The organism is Aeromonas sp. s4 (assembly GCF_040907855.1).
GTDB classification, from domain to species: Bacteria; Pseudomonadota; Gammaproteobacteria; order Enterobacterales; family Aeromonadaceae; genus Aeromonas; species Aeromonas caviae.
The window spans coordinates 43,928-68,745 of record NZ_JBFOCP010000019.1; the positions used below are offsets into that span (position 1 = coordinate 43,928).

Genomic DNA, 24,818 nt, shown 5'->3' on the forward strand with positions numbered 1-24,818 from the left:
CCAACACAACGGGTTGTTCACATTAAAAGCTGGCCGGGGTGTGGGCGCTGACGATGCGGCAGACCTGCCCCGAGGGATTGCTGAAACTGTGGGGCTCGCCGGTGTCGATGACATAGCTGTCCCCGGCGCACAGTTCATAGGTCTGGCCGGCCAGGGTCAGCAACACCGACCCTTCCAGCACGGTGCCCACCTCTTCCCCCTGATGCTTCACCACGCCGCCGGTGTCGGTGCCGGGGGCATAGGTCTCCAGCATGAAGCCGAGCTGGCGCCGATTGTTGCCGTTGTGCACCAGCTTCATGGAGACCCCCTGGCTGCCGAGCTCGATGAGCTGCTCCGCCTTGATCACCACGCTGGGCGTGCTCGCCACCTCCTCTTCGGCGAAGAAGCGCGACAACGGCAGCTCGTAGACGCTCAGCAGCTTTTGCAGGGAGGCCACCGAGGGGCTCACCTTGTTCTGCTCTATCATGCAGATGGCGCCGTGGGTCAGGCCGCTCAGCTCCGCCACCCGGCGCTGGGAGAGCCCGAGCTCCCTGCGGATCCGGGCAAGCCGCTCCCCCATGTTTCTCTCGTGCTCCGCCAGGGGGTTGTCCGTCATGGTCCGCCACCGGACCTCGCCACGGGATTGCTCCATCGCCCACCTCCTTCCATGGTCATTCGAATACCTGGGGCCGACTGGTCAATATAGTGAGTCAGGCACGTCAGCCCCGTTCACTATCCTGCACAACCCAGAGCGTTCATTATTTTGCACACCCTGCGCAATGAAAACCGCTACAATCACGCTCACAGCCCCATTTCTAGCATGTGACGCCCAGTTCACTCAAATATATTTAACACTTGAAAAACATTTCAGCTCATTTTATGGTCGTTACGTGCTTATTATTCTATACGGCGGTGCCCACATAAACGCGCCACCCAGACCCACTATCGAGGCCCCTTACATATGTCAGCATCACAACCTGCTCTCTCCCTGATCAAATCCCTGGCCTATGTCGACGGCCGCTGGTGCGAGTCCCTGGGCGGGCGCCGGTTCGAGGTCCTGAACCCGGCCACCGGCCAGGTCATCACCCAGGTGCCCGACATGGACGGGGAGGACACCCGCCTCGCCATCGCGGCGGCCCACGCGGCGCAACCCGCCTGGGCGGCCCTCACCGCCAAGGAGCGCAGCAGCAAACTCTACGCCTGGTTCGAGCGCATCATGGCCAACCAGGAGGAGCTCGCCCGTATCATGACCTGCGAGCAGGGCAAGCCGCTGGCGGAAGCCAAAGGAGAGGTGGCCTACGGCGCCAGCTTCATCCAGTGGTTCGCTGAAGAGGGCAAGCGTGCCTATGGCCGCACCATCCCCGGCTTCTCCGCCGATCGGCGCCTGGCCACCATCAAGCAGCCGGTGGGGGTCGTGGCCGCCATCACCCCCTGGAACTTCCCCATCGCCATGATCACCCGCAAGGCGGGTCCGGCGCTGGCCGCCGGTTGTACCATCGTCATCAAGCCCGCCGCCGAAACGCCCCTCTGCGCCCTGGCGCTGGCGGTACTGGCGGAGCAGGCGGGCATTCCCGCCGGGGTCATCAACATCGTCACCTCCCATCAGGCGAGCGCGGTGGGCAACGAGCTGTGCAGCAACCCCGTGGTGCGCAAGCTCTCCTTCACCGGCTCCACCCGCATCGGCAAACTGCTGATGCGCCAGTGCGCCGACACCATGAAGCGCCTCTCCCTGGAGCTTGGCGGCAACGCCCCCTTCATCGTCTTTGACGACGCCGACCTCGACGCCGCCGTGGCCGGGGCCCTGGCGTCCAAATACCGCAACGCCGGCCAGACCTGCGTCTGCGCCAACCGCATCCTGGTGCAGGCCAGCGTCTATGACGCCTTCGCCGAGAAGCTCGCCGCCGCGGTCAAAGCCTTCAAGGTCGGGGACGGCATGGGCGAGGGCGTCCAGATCGGGCCCCTCATCAACCCGGCCGCCGCCAGCAAGGTGGCCGAGCTGGTGCAGCAATCGGTCGCCGCCGGTGCCCGGGTGCTGGTGGGGGGCGACGCCCACCCCGCCGGTCCCCTCTTCTATCACCCCACCATCCTGACCGGGGTCACCCGGGGCAACCCCATTCTGGACGAGGAGATCTTCGGACCCGTCGCCCCCCTGGTGCGCTTCGAGACGGAAGCCGAGGCCATTGCGCTTGCCAACGACACCCCCTATGGCCTGGCCGCCTACTTCTATGGCCGCGACATCGTCCGGGTGTGGCGAGTGGCCGAGGGGCTCGAATACGGCATGGTGGGGATCAACGAGGGGATCATCTCCACCGAACTGGCCCCCTTTGGCGGGATCAAGGAGTCGGGACTGGGCCGGGAAGGGGCGGCCGAAGGGCTGGAGGAGTACCTAGAGACCAAATACCTCTGCTTTGGCGGCATTCGCTGAGGGAAATGAAAGGGCTATCGCATCGTTAAAACAGATGCGTTATGACGCAGCCTATCGCTTTTACAGATAGAAAGAGGGGGTCGCCGGTCACGACCGAGCGCCTTGTGGGCCCTGAGGGCACGCCCGGGGCCCCCTTTTGCGAACAGGCCGCCCTGCCCGAGGGCAGTTGGCGGCACACATATGGCCAGATGGCACAGGAACAGCGGGGGCCCATGCCCCTCAGGGAGGAAAGATGAGTCATTCAAGCAACAACCAGCAGTGGCAGGCCCGCCGCGAAGCGGCCGTGGTCCAGGGGGTCGGCACCCTGCTGCCGGTCTTCATCGACCGGGCGCACAACGCCGAGCTGTGGGACGTGGAGGGCAACCGCTACATCGACTTTGCCTCCGGCATCGCCGTGCTCAACACCGGCCACAACCACCCCAAGGTGGTGGCGGCGGTGCGCGAGCAGCTCGAGAAGTTCAGCCACACCTGCTTCCAGGTCACCCCCTACTCCGGCTATATCGAGCTGGCGGAGAAGTTGAATGCCCTGGTGCCCGGCCCCACCCCCAAGCGCACCCTCTTCCTCTCCACCGGCGCCGAGGCGGTGGAGAACGCCATCAAGATCGCCCGCGCCCACACCGGTCGCAGCGGTACCATCGCCTTCAAGGGGGGCTTCCACGGCCGCACCATGATGGGCATGGCCCTCACCGGCAAGGTGGTGCCCTACAAGACCGGCTTCGGCCCCTTCCCGGGGGAGGTCTATCACCTCCCCTTCCCCGCCGACTACCTGGGAGTGAGTGAAGACGATGCCCTGGCCGCGCTGGATCTCTGCTTCAGCGCCGACATCGAACCCACCCGGGTGGCCGCCATCATCATCGAGCCGGTGCAGGGGGAAGGGGGCTTCTACCCCGCCTCCGCCAGCTTCATGCAGCGCCTGCGCCAGGTGTGCGACCAGCACGGCATCCTGCTCATCTGCGACGAGATCCAGACCGGTTTCTGTCGCACCGGCAAGACCTTCGCCACCGAATACAGCGGTGTCGAACCCGACATCATGACCCTCGCCAAGAGCCTGGCCGGCGGCTTCCCGCTCTCTGCCGTGGTGGGCAAGAGCGAGGTGATGAACGCCGCCAAGCCAGGTGGCCTGGGGGGCACCTACGCCGGCTCCCCCATCGCCTGCGCCGCCGCCCTGGCGGTGCTGGAGGTGATCGAGGAGGAGCGCCTGAACCAGAAGGCCCTGGCCCAGGGGGAGCAGATCAAGGCGCGCCTGCACCAGCTGGCGACACGGTTTGACTGCATCGGCAACATCCGCGGCCCCGGCGCCATGGTGGCCATGGAGCTGGTGAAGGAGGGGGATGCCGCCAGACCGGACCCGGATCTCACCAAGCGGCTGGTGGCCGAGGCGGGCAAGCGGGGGCTGGTGCTGCTGGCCTGCGGCGTGCGTGGCAACGTGATCCGTTTCCTCGCCCCCCTGACCGCCCCGGCGGCCATCGTCGACGAGGGGCTCGACCTGCTGGAGCAGGCCCTGTCCGCCTCCCTGGCCTGATCCGGAAGACCGCGTTCGCCCACGTGCAAAAAAATGCGTTTTTGCTCCCTTGATATGCTTGTCAAGGGGGCATCACGAATGCACAATGCGCCGCCGTATTCAAGGACCGTCCGCTCATCGGAGCCCGGTTCTTTTTTTGCGCCAAACAAATCCATAACGAGGCCGGAACAGACCGGAAATGATAACGAGGTGGCACGCCATCTCACGACACCCGCTTCTTAGTGAGGAACTCCATGGGGCATATCATCGCTTTCCTGCCGGCCCGCGCCGGTCTGCGCCATCCGTCCGCATCCCGGACTGGCGCCCCCACCGTACAGGATGACCTCACCGTCAGCCTGATCCCGTCAGCCTGCCTGCGGGGGATCGCCTGATGCACCCGCACCCCGCCGGTCTGAAAAAAAGCCTGAAACTCTGGCACGTGGTCATCATGGGGCTGGCCTATCTCACCCCCATGGCGGTGTTCGACACCTTCGGCATCGTCACCGAGATCACCGAAGGCCATGTGCCGACCGCCTACCTGCTCGCCCTCATCGGCATGCTGTTCACCGCCATGAGCTACGGCCACCTGGTGCGCAAGTTCCCCTCGGCAGGCTCCGCCTACACCTATGCCCAGAAGGTGTTCCACCCCTATGTGGGTTTCATGGTGGGCTGGGTCTCCCTGCTCGACTACATGTTCATGCCCATGATCAACATGCTGCTGGCCAAGATCTACATGGAGGCCCTCTTCCCCGGCGTGGCCCCCTGGACCTACATCCTGGCCCTGGCCGCCGTCATGACCTTCCTGAACCTGCGGGGCATCAAGCTGGTGGCGAACTTCAACAGCCTGATCGTCATCATGCAGTTCAGCATCATCGCCGTCTTCATCGGCCTCATCGCCTGGGGCGTGAGCCACGGCGAGGGGCTGGGCACGGTGGCGAGCAGCCGCCCCTTCTTCTCCGAGCAGATGCACATCAATCCCCTGCTGACCGGCGCCTCCATCCTCTGCCTGTCGTTCCTCGGGTTTGACGCCATCACCACCCTGTCGGAGGAGACCCCGAACGCGGATCGGGTGATCCCCCGCGCCATCGTGCTCACCGCCCTCATCGGCGGCGTGCTCTTCATCTCCGTCTCCTACTTCCTGCAGCTCTTCTTCCCGGACATTTCCCGCTTCCAGCAGCCGGATGCGGTGCTGCCGGAGATCGCCCTCTATGTGGGCGGCAAGCTGTTCCAGGCGGTGGTGCTGGTCTGCACCACGGTGGCGGTGCTCGCCTCGGGGCTCGCCTCCCACGCCGGGGTGTCGCGCCTGCTCTACGTGATGGGCCGGGATCGCGCCCTGCCGAGCCGCGTCTTCGGCTACATCCACCCCACCTGGCAGACCCCGGCTCTCAACGTGCTGCTGGTGGGCATGCTGGCCCTCTCGGCGGTGGCCTTCGATCTGGAGATGGCGCTGGCGCTCATCAACTTCGGCGCCCTGGTGGCCTTCACCTTCGTCAACCTGGCGGTGATTGCCCACTTCTATCTCAGGCTGGGTCACAACAAGACCCTGAAGGATCACCTGCTGTTCCTCGCCCTGCCCCTGTGCGGCGCCGCCTGCATCGGGGTGCTCTGGCTCAACCTGGAGCCCGCCTCCTTCGAGCTGGGGCTGATCTGGGCCGCCCTCGGTGCCATCTACCTGCTGCTGCGCCTCACCGTGTTCCGGGTCCGCCTCGGCCGCCCCGAGCAGGACGCCTCCTGAGCGAAACCGGCGCCCCCAGGGCGCCGGTTTCACATGGCGGCAAAGCAGGGTCCCGCCTGATGACAAGGTTGTCATCGACTTTTCGGCAGCGGTGGCGAAGTGATCGCTCACGGGGGGAACAAATTCCCCGCTGGCGGCCTTTTTCGCTTGTCTCCTCCCCCCCCCTGAGGGCACAATACGGCGCCCCTTGAGAGCCGATGTTTCAACAACATCGGTTCTTTGCTTTTCTGGGGCACACCACCATTCACCAAGAGGCCGGCCATGTGCCGGAATTGATACCCAGATTGCCAAGCAATCTCCCGACGTTGTGAGGAAAAACATGGGGCATTTCACTGCTTTCCTGCCGGTCCCCGCCGGCGTGCGCCACGCATCTGTGCCACAGATGGGCGCCCCCTGTGTCCAGCGACGCGTTCCCGCGTCCCTGATCCCGTCCCATCTCGCCCACGGGGCCTGTGCAGAGGAGAAAGCGTGATGGCCGGTGCCAAGCTGCTCAAGACCCTCACCCTGTTCCAGGTCGTGGTGATGGGTCTGGCTTACCTCACGCCCATGGCGGTATTCGATACCTTTGCCATCGTCGGTGACATCACGGATGGTCGCGTGGCCACCGCCTACCTGCTGGCGCTCGGCGGCATCCTGCTGACCGCGTTCAGCTACGGCCACCTGGTGCGCCGCTTCCCGTCCGCAGGCTCCGCCTACACCTATGCCCAGAAGGTGTTTCACCCCTATGTGGGCTTCATGGTGGGCTGGTCTTCCCTGCTGGACTACATGTTCATGCCGATGATCAACATCCTGCTGGCCAAGATCTACCTGACCGCCATGTTCCCCACCGTGGAGCCCTGGATCTTCATCTTCGGTCTGGTGACCGTGATGACCTTCCTGAACCTGCGCGGCATCAAGCTGGTGGCGAACCTCAACGGCTTCATCGTCTTCATCCAGATCGCCATCATCGTCACCTTCCTCGGCCTCATCGCCTGGGGACTGAGTCACGGTGAAGGGGCCGGCACCCTGATGAGCAGCCGTCCGTTCCATGTGGAGTCTGCCAGCATGCTGCCGCTGTTCACCGGCGCCACCATCCTCTGCTTCTCGTTCCTGGGCTTTGACGGCCTGAGCTCTCTCTCCGAAGAGACCCCGAATGCCGGCAAGGTGATCCCCCGTGCCATCGTGCTGACGGCCCTCATCGGCGGCATCATCTTCGTCACCGTCTCCTACAGCCTGCAGCTCTTCTTCCCGGATCTGGCCCGCTTCAAGGAGCCGGACGCCGTGCTGCCGGAGATCGCCCTCTACGTGGGTGGCACCCTGTTCCAGAGCGTGGTGCTGGTGTGCACCACCGCGGCCGTGCTGGCCTCCGGCATGGCGGCCCACGCCGGCGTGTCGCGCATCCTCTACGTGATGGGGCGCGATCGCATGATCCCGGAGCGGGTGTTCGGCTATATCCACCCCACCTGGCGCACCCCGGCCATCAACGTGCTGCTGGTGGGGGCCCTGGCCCTCTCCGCGGTCTCCTTCGATCTGGACATGGCCCTGGCCCTGGTGAACTTCGGCGCCCTGGTGGCCTTCACCTTCGTCAACCTCTCGGTGATCGGCCAGTTCTGGGTGCGCGAGAAGCGCAACAAGAGCCTCAAGGAGCACCTGCTGTTCCTGGTGCTGCCGCTGCTGGGGGCCGCCACCATCGGCGCCCTCTGGATCAACCTGGAGCAGAGCTCCCTGGAGCTTGGCCTCATCTGGGCGGGGATCGGGGTCACCTACCTCTTCCTGCGCCTCGCCGTGTTCCGCATCCCCTTCCGTCAGTACGAGGAAGCGGCCGACGGCCAGTAAGTCGGCACACACGCCCAAACAGAAGGGGAGCCCATGGCTCCCCTTCTTGCATTCAGACGTCCGGTGCGCGGACCCTCACCCCTGATTGAGCACGGCCGTGGCGGCCGCCTTGACCGGATCCCTGGTCACGGCGTTGACATCCTTGCGGGTCTGGTTGACCTTGTCCTGCGCCTGCTTCACACCGGCACTCTGCTTGTTCAGGGCCGCATTGGTGTGCTGCCTGGTCTCTTTCAGTCCCGCCGTCTTCTTGTCCAGCACGTCCGTGGTGTGTTTCTTCACCTCGGCATTGGCCTTCTCCTTCTGCTTGCGCACCAGCTTGTCGGCATCGCAGTTGCCCTTGACCCCCAGGGTGGCGTTCATCGCCTCGTTCCTGACCGCCTTGTCGAGGTTGCACTCGGACTTGAACACGCTGGCCTGCGCACCGGCAGACAGCAGACCCAGGGAGAGGCACAAAACCCATGCACGCATCATCACTTCCTCAGTTTCAAGACAGGAAAGTCCGGCAGCATATAACCCTGGGATCCCAGTGCAAGGGCGGGGGCCGGTGATGAGCCGGATGGCGTCATATCGGCGTTTGCTCCGACACCTTTTGTCTGCGACGCCCCCTGCCGCCCTGTCACCAAAGCATCATAAAAGTGTCACGTTGTCATATTTCTGTCATGGAGCCTTGTTGTAATGCGCCCGTCCATTTTCAACGCAGAACGACCCCAAGAGGCCATATGCACAGCACCGCATCTTCCGCACCCCAGCAGATCCGTCGTCCCGGCCCCCTGTTCAACTGGCTCGCGGTGATCACGCTGATCTACCTGATCCTGGTCGCCGTTGGCGCCGTCTCCCACGGCTTCAAGGGCTTCTCCGGCGGCGCCGAGGGCGCGGCCCAGATCTTCGCCTTTGCCAACAACCCCTTCGTCGCGCTGCTGCTCGGCATCCTGGCCACCGCCCTGGTGCAATCCTCCAGCACCGTCACCTCGGTGATCGTCGGCCTGGTGGCAGGGGGCCTGCCCATGGCCATGGCCATCCCCATGGTGATGGGGGCCAACCTCGGCACCACCATCACCAACACCATCGTCTCCCTGGGGCACATCCGGGACAGAGGCGAGTTTCGCCGCGCCTTCGCCGCCGCCACCGTGCACGACTTCTTCAACCTGCTGGCGGTCTTCATCTTCCTGCCCCTGGAGCTGATGTTCGGTCTGCTGCAAAAGAGTGCGGAAGGGATTGCCAGCCTGCTGCTGGGCTCCGCCGACATGTCGATGAAGGGGATGGATTTCATGAAGCCCCTCATCTCCCCGTCCCTGGATCTCATCGACGGTGCCGTCGCCTTCCTGCCGGGCAAGGGGGGCGCCATCGCCACCATTCTCATCGGGATTCTGCTCATCCTGTTCTGCGTCACCGCCCTTGGCAAGGTGCTGCAACAGGTCATGGTGGGTCGTGCCAAGGAACTGCTGCACAAGGCCCTGGGCCGTGGCCCGCTCACCGGCATCGCCTCCGGCACCCTGGTCACCGTGATGGTGCAGTCCTCCTCCACCACCACCAGCCTGATGATCCCCCTGGCGGGAGGCGGCGTGTTCAGCACCCGCCAGCTCTATCCCTTCACCCTGGGGGCCAACATCGGCACCACCATCACCGCCCTGCTGGCCGCCACCGCCATCAGCGGTGTCGGTGCCCAGCTCGCCCTGACCATCGCCCTGGTCCACGTGCTGTTCAACCTCTTCGCCGTGGTGCTCATCTACGGGGTACCCTTCCTGCGGGAGCTGCCCATCAAGGCCGCCGAAGCCCTGGCCCGGGTCGGCAGCGAGAACAAGCTGCTGGCGCTGGGTTACGTGGCCGGGCTCTTCTTCGCCCTGCCCGCCCTGATGATGGTGGCCGTCAAGTAACCCCGCGGCGGGGGCACTCAGCTGCCCCCGCCCCCTTGCCCGCCAGGTCACATCCCGGGGCGCCTCCCCTCGCCCTCTCCCCCTGGCTGGGATAAGATGCCACCTCACTCGCACTCTGATTTCAAGGAACAGGAAAACCCGATGAAATTCATTCTGATAGCCCTTCTTATCGCCGGCGCCGCCTACTACTTCTACTCCAGCAGCAACAACCGGAAGCTGGCGGAAGAGAACGTGCGCAAGGGGGCCGAGTTCCTCGCCAGCAACCAGGAAAAACCCCTGGTGACCACCACCGCCTCCGGCCTGCAGTACGAAGTGCTGACCCCGGGCACCGGTACCGTTCACCCCACCGCCACCAGCAAGGTGAAGGTGCACTACGAGGGCAAGCTGCTGGACGGCACCGTGTTCGACAGCTCCGTCGCCCGTGGCGAACCCATCGAGTTCGGCCTCAACCAGGTGATCAAGGGTTGGACCGAAGGGGTGCAACTGATGGTGGAAGGGGAGAAGACCCGCTTCTACATCCCCGCCAACCTGGCCTATGGCGATCGCGCCGCCGGCAAGATCCCGCCGGGCTCAGTCCTCATCTTCGACGTGGAGCTGCTGGGCATTCAATAAACCCGCCCTGGGCACGCGTTGATCTTGGAGGCGGCGCTGCGGGGCATCCCGTCAGAGGCCACGTCCGACGGACCCTGATCACAACGCCGGCGCACTGCGCCGGCGTTGTCGTTTCTGCCCCGGTCTCCCTCGCCCTGACGCCAGACTATCAACCAAAAGTGAAGAGTGCTTATCCTTAAAGCCTGATTGTTAACCCATCAATAGGGGCAGATAATGACCACATCGTCAGCGGCATGTCGCCCTGGCCTCGGGTTGTCGGTGCGCCGCGCGCATCGGCACAACGCATATGGAGTCTGTCATGTCTATCGCCCCTGTCTGGTTCATCTCCCACGGCGCCCCGGATCTGGTCCTGCGCGATCAGCCCGCGACCCGGTTCCTGAAGCAACTGCGCCTCGAGGGTGCCAGAGGGCTGGTGGTGATCTCGGCCCACTGGTTCAGCCGAAGCGAGCTGCAGATCAACGTCGAGCCCAGCCCGGCCCTGATGTACGACTTCTACGGCTTCCCCGAGCCCCTCTACCAGATCCGCTGGCCCGCGACGAGCCCGCAATGGTTGCAGGAAGCGGTGAGCGATCAGCTGCTGCTGGCCGGCCTGCCCGCCACCCCGGTGCGCCGCGAGCTGGATCACGGGGTCTGGTCCCCCCTCTCCCTGATGGATCCGGACAGTGAACTCCCCCTGGTGCAGATCGCCATCCCGGCCAGCTTCACCCCGGCCCAGCTGTGGCAACTGGGGGAGGCATTGCAGGGGCTGCGCGAGCAAGGGATCGGCATCCTCGCCTCCGGCGCCATCACCCACAACCTGCGTGCCCTCGGGCCGGACGGCTCGCCGGTTCCCCAGTGGGCCAGTCAGTTTGCTCGCTGGCTGGAGCAGACCATGGCAGAGGGAGACAGGGGGGCGCTGGAAGATTACCGGGCCCGGGCGCCGGGCGCGGTGGAATCCCATCCCCACGACGATCACCTGCGCCCCCTGTTTGTGGCGCTCGGCGCGGCGGGGGCCGACAGACCCCGAAAGCTGCACGACAGCTGGGATTACGGCAGCCTCTACATGGGGGCCTACCAGTTCGGTTGAGGGCGGGGCGGCCAGGCCGCCCTGCTTGCCGTGCTGCCGCCGACGCGCGTGGCGAAATAGCGGACTCGTTATAGCCATTTTCCGGTAGAATGGCCGCCATTGGATGAGGCTTGGCAGGGATGGCTGTCGCGTCGGGTGGCTAGATGAACCTATATCGAACACTGATCCTGCTCTGTCTGCTCTGCCTTCAACCTGTGCAGGCCCTGACCCTGCACAGCCGCTACGATCCTGCCCCGCTGCCTCCCCGCTGGTCGGAGGCGGAGCTCGGATGGCTGCGCCAGCAGTCCCAACTGCGGGTCGGCATCCTGCAAGAGGACTACCGCCCCTTCACCATGATCGCTCGCCAGCGCGTCGAGGGGCTCAGTGCCGACTACATCGACCTGCTGGCCCGGATGCTGGACAAACCCGTTGCCCTGAGCGCCTTCCCCGACAAGGCGCACCTGCTCCGTGCCCTGGCACGGGGGGAGATACACCTCGCCAGCCTCGGCAATCTCACCCTGGCGGACAGTGACACCCGGGCGATCCGCCTGAGCAACCCCTATTTCAGCAGCCCCCTCGTCTTCTCCGTGCCCAGACGTTATCGGGGGGCACTGCTCACACCGGGACAGCGGGTGGCCGCCGTCCGGGATCAGATAGACAGGGCGCGCTTTGGCCGCTACTACCCCACCCTCACCCTGGTGACCTATCCCTCCAACATGGAGGCGTTCGATGCGGTCTTCTTCGGCCGCGACGACATCCTGCTGGGGGATGCCCACGCCACCCACTACCTCAACAGCGAGCGCTTCGACAACCTTCGCCAGCGGGGCGAGGCCCCGCCCGAACTGGCGCCTGCCGAGTTCCGCTTTGCCGTCCCGGCCACCGAGCCCGCCCTGCTCAGCCTGGTCAACCGGGGGCTGGCGGCCATCGACGACCGGGCGCGCAACACCCTCTTCACCCAGTGGAACGGGCCCATCCGCGACATGAACGAGCGAAGCGCCGATCTCTATGATGCCGCCGAGCGGGCCTGGATGCGGCAAGCGCCCCCCATCAGGGTGTGGCTGATGGACAACCTCTACCCCTATGGCGCCCTGGATCATGACGGCCAGCTGGTCGGCATGACGGTGGACATGCTGGACAAGATCCGCACACGCACCGGCCTCACCGTCGAGTTCGTGCGGGCAGACTCCGAGCGTCAGCTGGCAAAAGCCATGCAGTCAGGCGCCATCGACCTCATCGGCGCCATCTCCCAGCAGGTGGCTGAACACTACGGGCTGCGCACCTCGGTGCCCTACGCCACCGACAACATCTATGTGATCCTCACCCGCCAGGAGGAACAAGGGATCGACACCATCCGGAGTCTGGCGGGCAAGACGGTGGCGATGACGCACCATGTGCCCCTCGCACAGAGACTGGAGGGCAGCCGCATCACCCAGGTGGAGAGCGCAGCAGAGGCAATGGAAGTGCTCGCCCAGGGACGGGTGGATGCCGCCATCGTGCCCCTCTATTTTGCCCGCCATGCGCTGGACAATGACCCCCAGAGCCCGCTGCGCATCGCCGGCCCCGCCGATGACGAGCCGATCCGGATGGGGTTTGCCAGCCTGCCCGGACAGGGGATGCTGATGGGGATCCTCGACAAGACCATCCTCGCCATCCCCCCCAACGAGCTCGCCATGATGAGTTACGAGTGGCGCAACCGCAAACTGCCGGTGCCCGGCTTCATGGATCGCCACGCCCACATCGTCTACCTGGTGTTCGTGGGGCTCCTCACCCTGGCGCTGGTGCTGCTCTATCGCAACCGCATGTTCAAGCGGATGGCCAGCGCCGAGCAGGCTTCCCGCCAGCAACTGGAGGCCCATGTCAGGTTCATCCGGGCACTGGGGGAGAGCCTGCCCCACCCCATCGTCGTGCGGGACAAGAGCGGCAAGGTGCTGCTGTGCAACAGCAAATACCTGACCCAGCTCGGCGCCGAGCCAAAGGCCATCCTGGGTCAGCCCTTCGCCCAGGGGCTGTCAGGGGTGATCGATGCAGGCAGCATCGCCGTGCTGGAGCAGGACTTTGCCAGGGTATTGCAGGAGGGGCAGCCCATCTTTGCGGATCGCCTCTTCCATCACAGGGGAACCCAGAGCGACATCTATCACTGGATGGTGCCCTATTTCGACGGGGAGGGGGCCATCAGCGGGGTGATCGACGGCTGGATAGACATCACGGACCGCAAGCGGCTGGAAGAGGCGCTGCGCGAGGCCAAACAGCAGGCCGACAGCGCCAGCCGCGCCAAGAGCGACTTCCTCGCCACCATGAGCCACGAGATCCGCACCCCCATGAACGCCATCCTCGGCATGCTGGAGCTGGCCACCGAGGATCCCGCTCTCAGCCGTCACAGCGGCGAGCTGCTGCGCATCGCCGCCGACTCCGCCAACGGCCTGCTGGATCTGCTGGGGGACAGCCTGGATATCGCCTCCATAGAGGCGGGCCAGATGACCCTGACTCCCACCCCCTGCGATCTCGCTCCCCTGCTCTCGTCCGTCACCCGGGTCTTTGCGGGCATGGCCGAGCAGAAGGGGCTGCTCTATGAGGTCAGGCTGCCCGACACCCCCATGCCAAGGGTGCTGATCGATCCCCTTCGCCTGCGCCAGATCCTCTTCAATCTCATCGGCAACGCCATCAAGTTCACCGAGCAGGGCCGGGTCGCCATTACCGCCACCCTGACCGGGGGCGAGCAGCCTCCTGTGCTGCACCTCACCATCACCGACACCGGAGCCGGCATTCCCGCGGACAAGCTGCCCCGGCTCTTCACCCCCTTCTATCGCGCCCACGGCCAGGGCCAGTTCCCCGGCAGCGGGCTGGGCCTCAACATCGCCCGCATCCTGTGCCAGATGATGGGGGGGGAGATAGCCGTTCACAGCCAGGTCGGCGAAGGCACCCGGCTCGAGATAAGGCTGCCCCTCACGCTCGCCCAGCAACCCCCCGCCCCGATCACGGCAATGCCGGCGCCCCAGCCCCACCAGGCTCAACCCCTCCCCCATCGGCTGCATATCCTGGTGGTCGATGACAATCACGCCAACCAGATCCTGCTGCGCCAGCAGCTCAAGCACCTGGGACACGACGTCAGTGTGCGCAGCAATGGCCTGGAGGCCCTGCGCGCCCTCGCCAGCCACCCCTTCGATCTGGTCATCACCGACTGCCAGATGCCGGTGATGGACGGCTTCGAGCTGACCCGCAGCCTGCGTGCCCTTGGCCATGACCTGCCCGTCTGGGGCTTCACCGCCCATGCCCAGCCTCGCGAGCGGGAGCTTTGCCTCGCCGCCGGCATGAACGACTGCCTGTTCAAGCCCATCGGCCTCGCCCGTCTGCGCGCGGCGCTGGCCACCCTGGGGCCAGCGCCCTGAGTACCGCCAGCCTTTCCTCCCGTCATGTCGCACGGGCGCGGCTGAGAGTGCGGCTGAGAGTGCGCCGGCGTTTGCCGCATAAAGGGTCGCCCACAGGGACAAGAGACAACGTGGACCAGCCATGGATACAAGGCCGGTGGCGGTTCGAGCCCCATAAAAAAACCGACACCAGGGTGTCGGTTTTTTTATATCGGGAGGTGCGCCCTGCCTGTCACGCCAGTCTGGCGCCGGGTGAAGCGGGCGTCACGGGGAGGATCAGTAGAAGATCCGCTCCCCTCGCTCGCTCATCTTGAGCCAGACCGGCTTGGTGCTGGTCTTGCTCCAGATGCGGTGCAGGTAACTGTAGAAACGGGCGCGATCCCGGCGAAACAGCATCACCGGGAAGGCGAGCAGACCCGCCATCAGGACAAAGATGCGGCGAAGGATTATCTGAGTCAGGGAGAAGGGATGAAACATGATGTAACGCCTCACTGGTAAGACCACTGAACAAAGATTACGCCAATCATTGTAGGATTACTACACCGACAGCGCCATTTTTTGATAAAAAATGGGGCTAAAAGCCTAAAAATGAAACCGGGTTACATTCTTTAACTAAAAAACAACAAAGGTGGAAAAACGCGGCCCCTGTTCCAGAGTTAACGAGGACTGGACCAGAACGGGAGAACACAGGATGAAACTTGTGGATGCAGTGCTGCTGGGGGCATTGGGCGTGCTCGCCTGGAGCCAGTGGCAGGAGTGGCGGCTCAATCGTGACGATGCCATCGACATCCCCTATCACGGGGTCCCCACCGCCAGCCTGTGGCAATGCGGTTTGCTGATAAAGGAGATGGCCGCGCTGGCAGAACAGGGGGGCGAAGAGAGGTCCGGATCCAGGGGCGAGGCATTGGCCGAGATGGATCAGCATCTGCACAAGACGTGGCAACGGGAGGGTTGTTCACGGCTGACTGATATGCAATGAAGCATCATCCTAGGCCGCCATGGCGGATGGACAACGTCAGGGATATGGAAAACAGGGAGAAGATGGAGGCACGTTCCGGAGTCGAACCGGACTAAACGGATTTGCAATCCGCTGCATAACCGCTTTGCTAACGCGCCATGCTGACAAGGCATTGCCTTGAGAGTGATGTCCATGGTTGGTGCCATGGAGTATTGGAGCGGGAAACGAGACTCGAACTCGCGACCCCGACCTTGGCAAGGTCGTGCTCTACCAACTGAGCTATTCCCGCATGACTGCTTGCGTGCCAGTTGCCTGACAACGAGGCGCATTATACGTACCCCGAGCCCGGGCACAACCCTTTTTTCTCACTTTGAGCCCTTTCCCGTGCTGTTTGCTCACCCTTTAGACGCCTTGGTCGAAAATCCCCCCGCTCCCTGTGACCCGACGAGCGAATTTAAGATAAAGCCATTGAAATAGTTAGCCTTTAGTCAGAAACTCATCGCGCTTAGTAACTGGATTCTCAATTGAAAATCATGCGATGAAATGGAACTTCAGGCCTCGGGGGCTCAGACCGCAGCTGATGCTGGCTTTTTTCATGTTGGGCCTGGTGCCCTTCCTGGTCGTCACCCTGTTTTTCCTCTATAGCCACGGCAAGGATCTCACCACCCAGACCTCCAACCATCTGGTCTCGGTGCGCAACATCAAGAAAAACCAGCTGCAAGACTACTTCGGCAACCTCAAGGAGCAGATCATCAACTTCTCCCAGCAGGACTTTGCCGGCAACAGTATCGGTCGCTTCTACGGTTTCACCGGTGCCTTCGAGAAGCTCGGCACCACGCCGCAGGAGGCCCGCGCCCGCGCCCAGGCCCGCTATGTGCCGGGCTCCTGGGACAAGCTGCAACAACCTGACAGTCAGGTGGAGATAGAGCCCTCCATCAGCGCCCTCATCCTGGCGGACGAGATGTATGGCCGCGTCCACCAGCGCTTCCATCGCGGCTACGCCGACATGGTGCGCAAGTCCAACTACAGCGACATCTTCCTGGTCGACCTCAACGGTGACGTGGTCTACTCGGTCACCAAGCAGGCCAACTTCGCCACCAACCTGCTCTCGGGCCCCTACCAGTCCAGCGGTCTTGGCAACACCTTCGCCAAGATCAAGCGCCGCCTCGATGGCGGCCAGAAGCCCCAGCAGATCTTCGAGTTCACCGATTTTGGCCGCAACGAGCTGACCGGCCAGGTGGTCGCCTACCTCGCCGCTCCCGTGATGCAGTACGACTATGTGCGCGGCGTGGTCATCTTCGAACTGCTGCCGGACAAGCTCAACCAGATCATGGCGGAGCGGGAGGGGCTCGGCGCAACCGGCGAGACCATTCTCATCGGCCCGGACAAGCGGATGCGCGCCAACGCCTGGCTCGCCCCTGAATTCAGCGTGGAGAACAGCTTCAGCCCCGACTTCCGGCCGCTGCAGACCCCCCTCATCATCAAGGCCCTCTCCGGGGAACAGGGGGTCGGCCCCTTCCTCTCCTACCACGATGACGAGGTGCTGGCCGCCTATACCCAGGTGAAGGTGTTCGATACCGAGTGGGCCTTCATCGCCGAGATCTCCACCAGCGAGGCCTATGCCCCCATCCGCCAGCTCGAGACCCTGGTGATCCTGCTGGGAGCTGGCTCACTGCTGCTGCTGATCCTCTTCTCCCGCTGGCTCTCCCACTCCATCACGGCGCCCCTGCGATCCCTCACCGCCGCCGCCGAACAGGTGGCGGACGGCGCTCTGGATCACCCCATCACCATCCCCCGCACCGACGATGACATCGACCGGCTGGCCCAGGCGTTTCGCCACATGCAGCGTTCGGTGAAGGACAAGATCGAGCTCATCGAACGCCAGACCCAGGAGCTGCAACAGCAGGTCAAGCTGACCCACAAGCAGAACCTCAGCCTGCAACAGGCGGACAAGCTCAAAGACGAGCTCCTGGCCAACACCTCCCACGAGCTGCGCACCCCCATCCACGGCATCAAGGGGATGGCCGAGTCCATGCTCGCCAGCCAGCAGGACCTGACCGAAGGGCAGCAGAAACAACTCGGCCTCATCATCAAGAGCGCCGACGGTCTGGCCCGCCTCGTGGACGACTTGCTCGACTACCACCAGATGCGCTACGGCCAGCTGGAGATCCACCCCCAGCCGGTCTCCTCCAAGGGGGTCATCCGGCTGGTGCTGGATCTCTGCCAGCATCTGGTACAGGCCAAGCCCCTCACCCTGGTGGACAAGAGCCCCGCCGAACTGCCCCCTGTGCTGGCGGACGAGCAGCGCCTCGAACAGGTGCTCTACAACCTGGTGGGCAACGCCATCAAGTACACCCCCCAGGGCAAGGTGGTGCTGAGCGCCCTGGTGGAGGGCAACTTCCTGCGCATCAAGGTGACCGACACCGGCATCGGCATCGCCAGGGACCATCTGGAGCACATCTTCGAGCCCCTGGTGCAGATGAGCCCGGAAGTGAGCAAGCAGGGAGCAGGCCTCGGTCTCTCCATCACCCGCCAGCTGGTGCACCTGATGGGGGGGGAGCTGTTCGTGGAGAGCGAGCCGAGCGTCGGCTCCACCTTCGCCTTCACCCTGCCGCTGGCCAGCGGCAAGGCGGGCAGTCTGACCCTCGACAGCCGCCAGATAGAGCACCAGCTGGTGCGCCAGCAACCCGTCATCCTGCCGGACTGGGAGAGCGAGGATCTGCCGCCCCCGCCGCAAGATGCCCCCGTCATCCTGGTGGTGGATGACGAGCCCATCAATTTGCACATACTGCGCCACCTGCTGCAGCCCTGCGGTTATCGCATCCTGCCCAGCAGTGACGGTCACGACGCCCTGACCAAGCTGGCTCAGGAGCCGGTGGATCTCATCCTGCTTGACGTGATGATGCCCACCCTCTCGGGCTTCGACGTCTGCCGCCGTCTGCGCCAGCAGCACCCCAAGGAGAAGCTGCCGGTACTGCTGCTCACCGCCCTCAACCAGCCCAAGGAGATTGAAGAAGGTTTCAACGCCGGGGCCAACGACTATCTGGTGAAACCCTTCTGCAAGGAGGAGCTGTTCGCCCGGGTGAGGGCCCTGCTGGAGGCCAGCGCCGGGCGCGCCTCCCTGGTGGAGAACCGCCTGCTCAAACAGGAGATAGAGCACCGTCTGCTGCTCCAGGAGCAACTGCACCAGGATCAGGAGCGGCTCCTCGCCCTGCTTGGCGAGGGGGCCGACCCCATGGTCTTCCTCGATGAGCAAGGAGGGGTGCTGTTTGCCTCCCGGGCCCTGGCTCGCCTGTTGGGTCAGGAGCCGGAAGCCATGGAGGGGCAGAGGCTGGACGAGTGGCTGGCCACCCCGCTGGCAAGCCAGTGGCCCGACATGACCGCGCAGCCGGAGCGGGAGCTGGACTTCCTGGTGGCGGGCCAGCGAGACACCCTCAACGCCCGCGCCCTGCCCATCAACCTGGGGGGGCAGCACGCCTATGCGCTGACCCTTGGCACCGAACCGCGCCAGGACGACAATCGCATGGCTGCACTGGAGAACGCCCTCAAGAGCCTCTCTCGCCAGGCCATCATCGAGGATGGCCAGTTGCTGGGGGAACTGAGCCGGCTGGGAGGGGAGTTCAGGTCGCTGGCGGACGATCTCATTCGCCAGCAGGATGACGAACCTCTGCGCCGCGCCCTGGTGGACACCATGCGTCTCACCCTGGAGACCTGGCAGCAGAGCACCGGCAAGGGCAAGATAGTGCTGGCGGAGAAGAGCAAGCTGTGGCGGGTCTACATGGACCGCTCCAGTCCCCAGACCCGCACCCTCGACAAGTACCTGAACCTCGACACCCTGCCCAAGGCACCGCGCTGGAAGACGGTGGTGGCCAGCGCCGAGTACGTGCTCAAGCACTGCGCCCTGAACGAGGTGCAGCACCAGAGTCTGCACCAGAGCACCCAGCGCCTTCGCCAGCTCGCCAGCCGCAAGGCATGAGTCTCCAACCCGCAGCCACGTTGCTCTGATGATGGCTGCGGGATAGAAAACCAAGCACCAGTAGCAAACTCTGGACACATCCACTCGCAGGCTTTCTGCGCCTATCAGGGGGATCGCGATGGCTGAGCTCGCGGGGTCGGCCAGATGACCCTGCAGGTGCGGGCCCATGCCCCATCACCATGTTGGTGATGACCCCGGGAGACCTGTCTGGGCCGGCAAGTGGCTAATCAGGTGAATGGACATTCGAGAGAATGGGGTGAGACTTCGCGACCCCGTGACCACAGGCCCCAAATCGGAAAAGACATTGGGAGATGGCTGAGGCGGGGGATGGACAGTAGAAATGACAAACCCGCGACGGGCGCGGGCTTGAGGGGAATAAATGGCGGAGAGACAGGGATTCGAACCCTGGGTGGCATTGCTGCCACAATTGATTTCGAGTCAATCCCGTTCGGCCACTCCGGCATCTCTCCACGGGCACTCATATTGACCCAACCCTAGCCGGGAAATCAATGTAAATCTCGTTGCAGATCAGACGACTGGCGATAAAACCGCCATCCGGCGATCCCGCCCCTCACAACGCCAGTGACTTTCACCCGGCAGCGCCTCCCCACTCACGGCCTCCACTTTGTGCCCGGTTCCGGGCGGGTGAATATGGCGAGCCTGATGGGCCAGTGACACCCTGTGACGCGCTCGCCACCGCCCTCCCGGCAGTCATGGTGCCGGACTGGTAATCCCCGCGGGATTCGTTGACAATCTCTGCTCATTTTTTGGAAGGGAACCCGTCCCTCGCCCCAGCCGATAGGAACAACCATGCTCAACACTCGTATCGTCTCACTGCTGCTGGCCGCCGCCAGCCTCTGGGCCGCACCTGTCTGGTCCAACACCTATCCCCTGCCGCCAGCGGACAGCCGTCTCATCGGCGCCCTGGAAGATTACATCGTACAGCCTGGCGATCATCTGGAACTGGTCGGCAAGCATACCCGGACAGGCTTTCTGGCACTGCTCGAAGCCAATCCCGGCGTAGACCCCTATCTGCCCACCCCGGGCACCCGGCTCACTCTGCCGACCCAGATGCTGCTGCCCGACGTGCCGCGAGAAGGCATCGTCATCAACCTGCCTGAACTTCGCCTCTACTACTTCCCCAAGGGCAAGCAGGAGGTGATGGTGCTGCCCATCGGGATCGGTGACATCGGCCGCGAGACGCCGGAGATGACCACCACCGTCATCGCGAAAAATCCCAACCCGACCTGGGTGCCCGGCCCCATGGTCCGCAAATCCTGGCTGGAGCAGAAGGGGATCGATCTGCCCGCCGTGGTCCCCCCCGGCCCCGACAATCCCCTCGGCAAGTTCGCCATGCGTCTTGGCTATGGCAACAAGGACTACCTCATCCACGGCACCAACAAGGATTTCGGGGTCGGTCTGCGAGTCAGCGCGGGTTGTATCCGGCTGCGCCCGGATGACATCGAAACCCTGTTTGGTCTTGTTCCCGTCGGCACCCCGGTCCGTGTCATCAACCAGCCGGTCAAGATGGCGGTGGAACCCGACGGTCGTCGCTGGCTGGAGGTACACTCTCCCCTCTCCCGCACCGAAGCGGAGATGGCACAGGGGGCGCCGCTGGTGCTCTCCCCCGAAGCCGAGCAGTTCATCGCTGCCCCCGACATCGACAGTGCCCGGGTGACCGCCCTGCTCGAGCACAAGAGCGGGCTGCCCAAGCCCGTGAGCGGCTGAAGGCCTGACCACCATGAACAGAATCAGTCATGTGGTTTGCCTGTTGCTTCTGCTGCCTGGCTCCGCGGCGATGGCGGACATCCTCTGGATGCGCAACGGCGATCGTCTGAGCGGGACCATAGAGGAGATCACGGACGAGCAGATCCGTATCAAGCCCGCCTACAGCCAGGCCATGACGGTCCCGCGCCACGCCATCAAACGCTGGCGTCTGGACAAGCAGGAGAAACCCAAGCCGCTCACCAAGACGGGGATCCCCCTGCTGGACTCTCCTGACGAGGCCAATGCCTGGCTGCTGACGGGGAACGGGGATCTCAACATCAAGCTCAAGGAGAACACCAAGAAGACCAACAACGTCAATCTCAAGGTCTCCACCGAGTTTGCCAATCTGGACTGGCGTTACAGCCTGGATGGCGAGTACATCTACGAAACGGCAAACAACATCACCGACAGCCACGAGTACAAGCTCAAACCCAAGCTCGACTTCTTCTTCGACGATCACTGGTTCCTGCGATCTTCCGTCGACATCGATTACAACATGATCGAGGCAGGCTATCTGGAGATTGACTATGCCTCCGGTCCCGGATACCGCTTCTGGAATGACAGACAACGCCGGCTGGAGATCATCAGCCAGCTCGGCCTGGAGCGGGCCTATTTCAGGCCGGAGGTGTGGAGCAACTCAGACCTGTTTGACGACAGGATCATCAATTACCCCTTCGTCAGCCTGGGTTGGGACTACCGACAACCCTTGGCACTCTGGGAAGAGAAGTTCGAGCTGTTTGGCAAGGGCAGTTATGAAAGGTTCGTCGACCAACCATCCCCCTATCTGACCAGAAAGCAGTCTGTCAGCGGCAGCCTGGGCCTCAGGTATTACTTCAGCGATCATTTGCGTCTCTCCTGGTCAAGCGAGCTGGATTGGGACGATGCCTGGCTCGACTACCATGGCCTGAACATGGATGTGAGCGAGAAGGAGTGGCGTCACCTCATCACCCTGGGGGCGAGTTTTTAACCCGCCAGAAACGACACAGGCCCACCAAAGTGGGCCTGTGTTCATGGGTGCAAGACGAGCGCGTCAGAAATAGATCCGGGTGACCGACTCGATGACGCAGCCAGGGCGACGGATCCCCTCGATCTCTATCTTGATCTCCTTGAGGAGCTCGATGCCTCCCTTGATGGGCGTGACACGCGACAGCTTGGTACGGGCGCGGATGTTGCTGTCCACCTTGATAGGATAAGGGAAGCGGACCTGTTCCAGGCCGAAATTCACCACCATGCGGGCGGTCGGGAACTCCGGCGTGCTCTCATCCACCGAACCGGTCAACTGGGGCAGCAGGGCCAGAGTCAGGAAGCCATGGGCAATGGTGGTCTTGAAGGGAGACTCGGCTGCCGCACGCTCGGGATCGGTGTGGATCCACTGATGATCGCCGGTCACGGTCGCGAACTGGTTGATCAACGCCTGGGTGACCTGCAACCACTCACCTACATGGGTCTCTTCACCGATGCGGGTCTGCAACTCGGCATAGAGTGCCGCTGCTTCGCCTTCGAGCTCCACCACGGGATCCTGCGCCAGGGCAGGCTGGCCATTCGCGACCTGGGTTACTCTGGCAGCCTCTTGCTGGCGGGCATCCTGGGACTCCCCCTGCAGATCCAGCACTCTTCCCAGCAAGGGGTGAAGGTGTGCCTTTTGCTGAAACTCACGCCAGTAGTCGCGGATCGCCGGAGAGAGCCAATCCTTGAGCTCAAAGGGGTGTTGCGCCAGAATTTCGCGCTTGTGCTTCAGAAAATCGACAACTTTCATTTACCGATCCCTATTCGATTCAAAGCCTGTAAAGAGGTCTAACCAGTCCTATTTTATGAAAGTTTCATCAGCAAGTACAAAAAAATCTCGGCGTACACCTGTACCAGGCGCGAGAGTGGTCACTAACATGCGAGCAAACACGGGCAGGAAAACGATTGAATGAAAGGCTGCAAACGAATCAACATCTGATCTGAAAAAGAGACGGGGCCCGTGTCGCCACTGATCCCCGTCCTCGATCATCTCCCCTGGGCTGTCCACCAGGTCTTGCGCTGCCCATCGTCCAGGAAACTCCAGGCGAGGATCCGGCTCACCTTGTTGCCTTGCGCCATGTCGATCACCCTGACATCCTGCGCCCCCACCCGAGCCAGCGCCTTTCGTGCGGCAGGCAGATTTTCCTTTTTCGACACCAGCGAGCTGAACCAGAGGCATTGGCTGGCAAACTCCTTGCTCTGCTCTATCATGGCCGCCAGAAACGCCGCCTCGCCCCCCTCGCACCAGAGCTCGGCCTTCTGGCCGCCGAAATTGAGCACGGGCGCCCCGGCCACTGCCTGGCCCTTGCCCAGGTTGCGCAGCTTTCGCTCCGTCCCCTTGCTCGCTTCCGCCAGAGAAGCATGAAACGGCGGGTTGCACAGAGTCAGGGCAAAGTGCTCCTTCGGCCCCAGGATCCCGCGAAAGACATGCTTGGGGTTACCCTGATGACGGCATGTGATCTGGTTGCCCAATCCATTGCTGGTGGCCAGCAGGGTCGCCGCCTTCACCGACACAGGATCGATGTCTGAGCCCACGAAGCGCCAGCCATACTCCCGGGCGCCCAGCAAGGGATAGATGCAGTTGGCCCCGACACCGACATCCAGCACTCGAACCTGCTTGCCCGTCGGTACGCATCCCGCGCTCTCGGCCAGCAGATCCGCGGCTCGATGCAGGTAGTCTACCCGGCCCGGAATGGGCGGGCAGAGATAGCCGGGGGGCAGATCCCAATGCGCAATGCCATAGTGCAGTGCCAGCAATGCCCGGTTGAGCGTCTTGACGGCGGCCGGATCGGCAAAGTCCAGGGTTCGGGTGCCGTGCTCGTTGGTGAACACGAAAGGCGTCAACGCCGGGGTACGCTGGCAGAGCGCGTCGAAGTCGTAGGGTGCCTGATGGCGATTGCGCGGGTGCAATCCGGTTTTCTGCTGGGGTGTCATGCTGGACCTGCCGAGGATCAAGGGGGCCACACTATAGAGAGTCGACCAGGGAAAGTCTAAACGAGGGTCATAAAAAAACCGGGCCCTGAGGGCCCGGTTCAAGTGAGGTTGGAAAAACAGTCCGTACTGCGAGCCGTTTGTCCAGCCTGACTCAGATGTCTATCCGGCGTGCCTGCCAGAATTTGCTGCGCCAGTAACTGCTGTCGAGCTTGGAGCGTGTCACCCCGGCGCGGGTGGAGGCATGGATGAATTCGCCATTGCCGACATAGATGCCCACGTGATTGAGGCGGCGGTTGATCTTGAAGAAGACCAGGTCTCCTTCGACCAGATCCTGTTTGGAAACCCGGGTGCCTTCATGGACCTGGGAGCGGGTATCGCGGGGTAATTCGATGCCGACTGCATTGCGGAACACTTCACGGGCGAAGGCGGAGCAATCGATGCCTCGCTGGCTGCTGCCTCCCATCCGGTAAGGAACGCCGCGCCACTCTTTGTATACGGTCAGGATTTCGTTGACGTCAGGGGTTGGCGAAACTTCGGGTTCAATCACGGGTTCCATCATGGAAACCTCGATCTTGCTCGCGACCTCGGGTTGGGGTGCCGATGCACAACCCACCATTCCGAGCGCGACCAGCAGTAGCATCAGGTGGCGCAATCCTTTATCCCCGCAAAAAGAGTGAAACTTGTTAAAATGCAGCCCGAAAGGGCAATTTATAAGGCAACAGCACCCGACTATATCCAAGAATTCTATCGAGGCAAGCGAAAATCCCAATCGACCTCACATTTTTGCAAGGAAATGCTCTGTTTAGCGCAATTTATGTGATCATGC

19 protein-coding genes and 3 tRNA genes are annotated in these 24,818 nt (G+C 63.3%); 13 read left to right on the top strand and 9 right to left on the bottom strand.

Translation table 11 applies throughout. The features are described from left to right. Positions 1 to 22: 22 nt before the first annotated feature. Positions 23 to 631 (bottom strand): HTH-type transcriptional regulator PuuR, encoded by a 609-nt coding sequence (puuR, locus tag AB5Y89_RS04490; protein WP_029314011.1) that lies wholly within the window; start codon positions 629 to 631, stop codon positions 23 to 25. A 309-nt stretch (positions 632 to 940) separates the two neighbouring features. Between puuR and AB5Y89_RS04495 the strand changes: the two genes are divergently transcribed. The 5 genes from AB5Y89_RS04495 to AB5Y89_RS04515 all read left to right on the top strand — a co-directional run bounded on the left by AB5Y89_RS04495 (position 941) and on the right by AB5Y89_RS04515 (position 7,455). Continuing rightward, positions 941 to 2,404, top strand: coding sequence for an NAD-dependent succinate-semialdehyde dehydrogenase (locus AB5Y89_RS04495; protein ID WP_368222964.1), 1,464 nt, complete (start codon positions 941 to 943; stop codon positions 2,402 to 2,404). Between the two features lie 232 nt (positions 2,405 to 2,636). Continuing rightward, a complete protein-coding gene (gabT, locus tag AB5Y89_RS04500) occupies positions 2,637 to 3,926 on the top strand; it encodes a 4-aminobutyrate--2-oxoglutarate transaminase (RefSeq protein WP_042014742.1) in 1,290 nt (429 codons plus the stop codon). A 233-nt stretch (positions 3,927 to 4,159) separates the two neighbouring features. Next, positions 4,160 to 4,297 carry a hypothetical protein gene (locus AB5Y89_RS04505; protein WP_010673549.1) on the top strand — a complete coding sequence of 46 codons (138 nt, stop codon included), beginning with the start codon at positions 4,160 to 4,162 and terminating at the stop codon, positions 4,295 to 4,297. Beyond that, the gene (locus AB5Y89_RS04510; RefSeq protein ID WP_041214747.1) at positions 4,297 to 5,640 is read left to right on the top strand and encodes an APC family permease; all 1,344 of its coding nucleotides are present in this window, start codon (positions 4,297 to 4,299) and stop codon (positions 5,638 to 5,640) included. The genes AB5Y89_RS04505 and AB5Y89_RS04510 overlap by 1 nt, the downstream gene beginning before the upstream one ends. Positions 5,641 to 6,111: 471 nt before the next feature. Further along, on the top strand, positions 6,112 to 7,455 hold the full coding sequence (locus AB5Y89_RS04515; protein ID WP_039039328.1) for an APC family permease: 1,344 nt from the start codon (positions 6,112 to 6,114) through the stop codon (positions 7,453 to 7,455). A gap of 75 nt (positions 7,456 to 7,530) precedes the next feature. On the opposite strand, the gene AB5Y89_RS04520 is transcribed toward AB5Y89_RS04515, so the two are convergent. After that, complete coding sequence (locus tag AB5Y89_RS04520; RefSeq protein WP_029314009.1) at positions 7,531 to 7,923, bottom strand: hypothetical protein; 393 nt, start codon at positions 7,921 to 7,923, stop codon at positions 7,531 to 7,533. Positions 7,924 to 8,174: 251 nt separating this feature from the next. On the opposite strand from AB5Y89_RS04520, the gene AB5Y89_RS04525 reads away from it, so the two are divergent. The 4 genes from AB5Y89_RS04525 to AB5Y89_RS04540 all read left to right on the top strand — a co-directional run bounded on the left by AB5Y89_RS04525 (position 8,175) and on the right by AB5Y89_RS04540 (position 14,372). After that, the gene (locus tag AB5Y89_RS04525) at positions 8,175 to 9,329 is read left to right on the top strand and encodes a Na/Pi symporter (RefSeq protein ID WP_202039971.1); all 1,155 of its coding nucleotides are present in this window, start codon (positions 8,175 to 8,177) and stop codon (positions 9,327 to 9,329) included. A 141-nt stretch (positions 9,330 to 9,470) separates the two neighbouring features. After that, the gene (locus tag AB5Y89_RS04530; RefSeq protein ID WP_010673545.1) at positions 9,471 to 9,941 is read left to right on the top strand and encodes an FKBP-type peptidyl-prolyl cis-trans isomerase; all 471 of its coding nucleotides are present in this window, start codon (positions 9,471 to 9,473) and stop codon (positions 9,939 to 9,941) included. Positions 9,942 to 10,239: 298 nt separating this feature from the next. Then, a complete protein-coding gene (locus AB5Y89_RS04535) occupies positions 10,240 to 11,007 on the top strand; it encodes a class III extradiol ring-cleavage dioxygenase (RefSeq protein ID WP_041213317.1) in 768 nt (255 codons plus the stop codon). Positions 11,008 to 11,150: 143 nt separating this feature from the next. Then, a complete protein-coding gene (locus tag AB5Y89_RS04540; RefSeq protein ID WP_368222967.1) occupies positions 11,151 to 14,372 on the top strand; it encodes a transporter substrate-binding domain-containing protein in 3,222 nt (1,073 codons plus the stop codon). Between the two features lie 255 nt (positions 14,373 to 14,627). Here AB5Y89_RS04540 and AB5Y89_RS04545 read toward each other — a convergent pair whose 3' ends face one another. Further along, positions 14,628 to 14,828 (bottom strand): YbfA family protein, encoded by a 201-nt coding sequence (locus AB5Y89_RS04545; RefSeq protein ID WP_010673543.1) that lies wholly within the window; start codon positions 14,826 to 14,828, stop codon positions 14,628 to 14,630. 214 nt (positions 14,829 to 15,042) lie between these two features. On the opposite strand from AB5Y89_RS04545, the gene AB5Y89_RS04550 reads away from it, so the two are divergent. Then, positions 15,043 to 15,330, top strand: coding sequence for a hypothetical protein (locus AB5Y89_RS04550; protein ID WP_368222968.1), 288 nt, complete (start codon positions 15,043 to 15,045; stop codon positions 15,328 to 15,330). 63 nt (positions 15,331 to 15,393) lie between these two features. On the opposite strand, the gene AB5Y89_RS04555 is transcribed toward AB5Y89_RS04550, so the two are convergent. Together AB5Y89_RS04555 and AB5Y89_RS04560 are read right to left on the bottom strand one after the other, a co-directional pair. Further along, a tRNA-Cys gene (locus tag AB5Y89_RS04555) sits at positions 15,394 to 15,467 on the bottom strand. Positions 15,468 to 15,522: 55 nt separating this feature from the next. After that, positions 15,523 to 15,598: transfer RNA gene (locus tag AB5Y89_RS04560), tRNA-Gly, on the bottom strand. A gap of 249 nt (positions 15,599 to 15,847) precedes the next feature. On the opposite strand from AB5Y89_RS04560, the gene AB5Y89_RS04565 reads away from it, so the two are divergent. Further along, entirely contained in the window at positions 15,848 to 19,285 is a 3,438-nt protein-coding gene (locus AB5Y89_RS04565) for an ATP-binding protein (RefSeq protein WP_319885571.1), read from the top strand. Between the two features lie 380 nt (positions 19,286 to 19,665). On the opposite strand, the gene AB5Y89_RS04570 is transcribed toward AB5Y89_RS04565, so the two are convergent. Then, positions 19,666 to 19,755, bottom strand: a tRNA-Ser gene (locus AB5Y89_RS04570). A gap of 340 nt (positions 19,756 to 20,095) precedes the next feature. Between AB5Y89_RS04570 and AB5Y89_RS04575 the strand changes: the two genes are divergently transcribed. Then, complete coding sequence (locus tag AB5Y89_RS04575; protein ID WP_049636696.1) at positions 20,096 to 21,013, top strand: L,D-transpeptidase family protein; 918 nt, start codon at positions 20,096 to 20,098, stop codon at positions 21,011 to 21,013. A gap of 22 nt (positions 21,014 to 21,035) precedes the next feature. Further along, positions 21,036 to 22,019, top strand: a complete 984-nt coding sequence (locus tag AB5Y89_RS04580; RefSeq protein ID WP_182958787.1) for a DUF481 domain-containing protein — start codon at positions 21,036 to 21,038, stop codon at positions 22,017 to 22,019. 63 nt (positions 22,020 to 22,082) lie between these two features. On the opposite strand, the gene AB5Y89_RS04585 is transcribed toward AB5Y89_RS04580, so the two are convergent. From AB5Y89_RS04585 to AB5Y89_RS04595, 3 genes are all read right to left on the bottom strand, one after another. Further along, complete coding sequence (locus tag AB5Y89_RS04585; RefSeq protein ID WP_010673529.1) at positions 22,083 to 22,808, bottom strand: MaoC family dehydratase; 726 nt, start codon at positions 22,806 to 22,808, stop codon at positions 22,083 to 22,085. Positions 22,809 to 23,044: 236 nt separating this feature from the next. Next, complete coding sequence (gene rlmF, locus AB5Y89_RS04590; protein ID WP_182957602.1) at positions 23,045 to 23,992, bottom strand: 23S rRNA (adenine(1618)-N(6))-methyltransferase RlmF; 948 nt, start codon at positions 23,990 to 23,992, stop codon at positions 23,045 to 23,047. A gap of 151 nt (positions 23,993 to 24,143) precedes the next feature. After that, complete coding sequence (locus AB5Y89_RS04595; protein ID WP_039039319.1) at positions 24,144 to 24,632, bottom strand: C40 family peptidase; 489 nt, start codon at positions 24,630 to 24,632, stop codon at positions 24,144 to 24,146. Positions 24,633 to 24,818 lie beyond the last annotated feature (186 nt).

Excerpts from the sequence above, each read along its gene's own strand:
- puuR (WP_029314011.1), bottom strand. The coding sequence starts at position 631 with ATGGAGCAATCCCGTGGCGAGGTCCGGTGGCGGACCATGACGGACAAC.
- AB5Y89_RS04495 (WP_368222964.1), top strand. The coding sequence starts at position 941 with ATGTCAGCATCACAACCTGCTCTCTCCCTGATCAAATCCCTGGCCTAT.
- gabT (WP_042014742.1), top strand. The coding sequence starts at position 2,637 with ATGAGTCATTCAAGCAACAACCAGCAGTGGCAGGCCCGCCGCGAAGCG.
- AB5Y89_RS04505 (WP_010673549.1), top strand. The coding sequence starts at position 4,160 with ATGGGGCATATCATCGCTTTCCTGCCGGCCCGCGCCGGTCTGCGCCAT.
- AB5Y89_RS04510 (WP_041214747.1), top strand. The coding sequence starts at position 4,297 with ATGCACCCGCACCCCGCCGGTCTGAAAAAAAGCCTGAAACTCTGGCAC.
- AB5Y89_RS04515 (WP_039039328.1), top strand. The coding sequence starts at position 6,112 with ATGGCCGGTGCCAAGCTGCTCAAGACCCTCACCCTGTTCCAGGTCGTG.
- AB5Y89_RS04520 (WP_029314009.1), bottom strand. The coding sequence starts at position 7,923 with ATGCGTGCATGGGTTTTGTGCCTCTCCCTGGGTCTGCTGTCTGCCGGT.
- AB5Y89_RS04525 (WP_202039971.1), top strand. The coding sequence starts at position 8,175 with ATGCACAGCACCGCATCTTCCGCACCCCAGCAGATCCGTCGTCCCGGC.
- AB5Y89_RS04530 (WP_010673545.1), top strand. The coding sequence starts at position 9,471 with ATGAAATTCATTCTGATAGCCCTTCTTATCGCCGGCGCCGCCTACTAC.
- AB5Y89_RS04535 (WP_041213317.1), top strand. The coding sequence starts at position 10,240 with ATGTCTATCGCCCCTGTCTGGTTCATCTCCCACGGCGCCCCGGATCTG.
- AB5Y89_RS04540 (WP_368222967.1), top strand. The coding sequence starts at position 11,151 with ATGAACCTATATCGAACACTGATCCTGCTCTGTCTGCTCTGCCTTCAA.
- AB5Y89_RS04545 (WP_010673543.1), bottom strand. The coding sequence starts at position 14,828 with ATGTTTCATCCCTTCTCCCTGACTCAGATAATCCTTCGCCGCATCTTT.
- AB5Y89_RS04550 (WP_368222968.1), top strand. The coding sequence starts at position 15,043 with ATGAAACTTGTGGATGCAGTGCTGCTGGGGGCATTGGGCGTGCTCGCC.
- AB5Y89_RS04565 (WP_319885571.1), top strand. The coding sequence starts at position 15,848 with ATGAAATGGAACTTCAGGCCTCGGGGGCTCAGACCGCAGCTGATGCTG.
- AB5Y89_RS04575 (WP_049636696.1), top strand. The coding sequence starts at position 20,096 with ATGCTCAACACTCGTATCGTCTCACTGCTGCTGGCCGCCGCCAGCCTC.
- AB5Y89_RS04585 (WP_010673529.1), bottom strand. The coding sequence starts at position 22,808 with ATGAAAGTTGTCGATTTTCTGAAGCACAAGCGCGAAATTCTGGCGCAA.
- rlmF (WP_182957602.1), bottom strand. The coding sequence starts at position 23,992 with ATGACACCCCAGCAGAAAACCGGATTGCACCCGCGCAATCGCCATCAG.
- AB5Y89_RS04595 (WP_039039319.1), bottom strand. The coding sequence starts at position 24,632 with ATGCTACTGCTGGTCGCGCTCGGAATGGTGGGTTGTGCATCGGCACCC.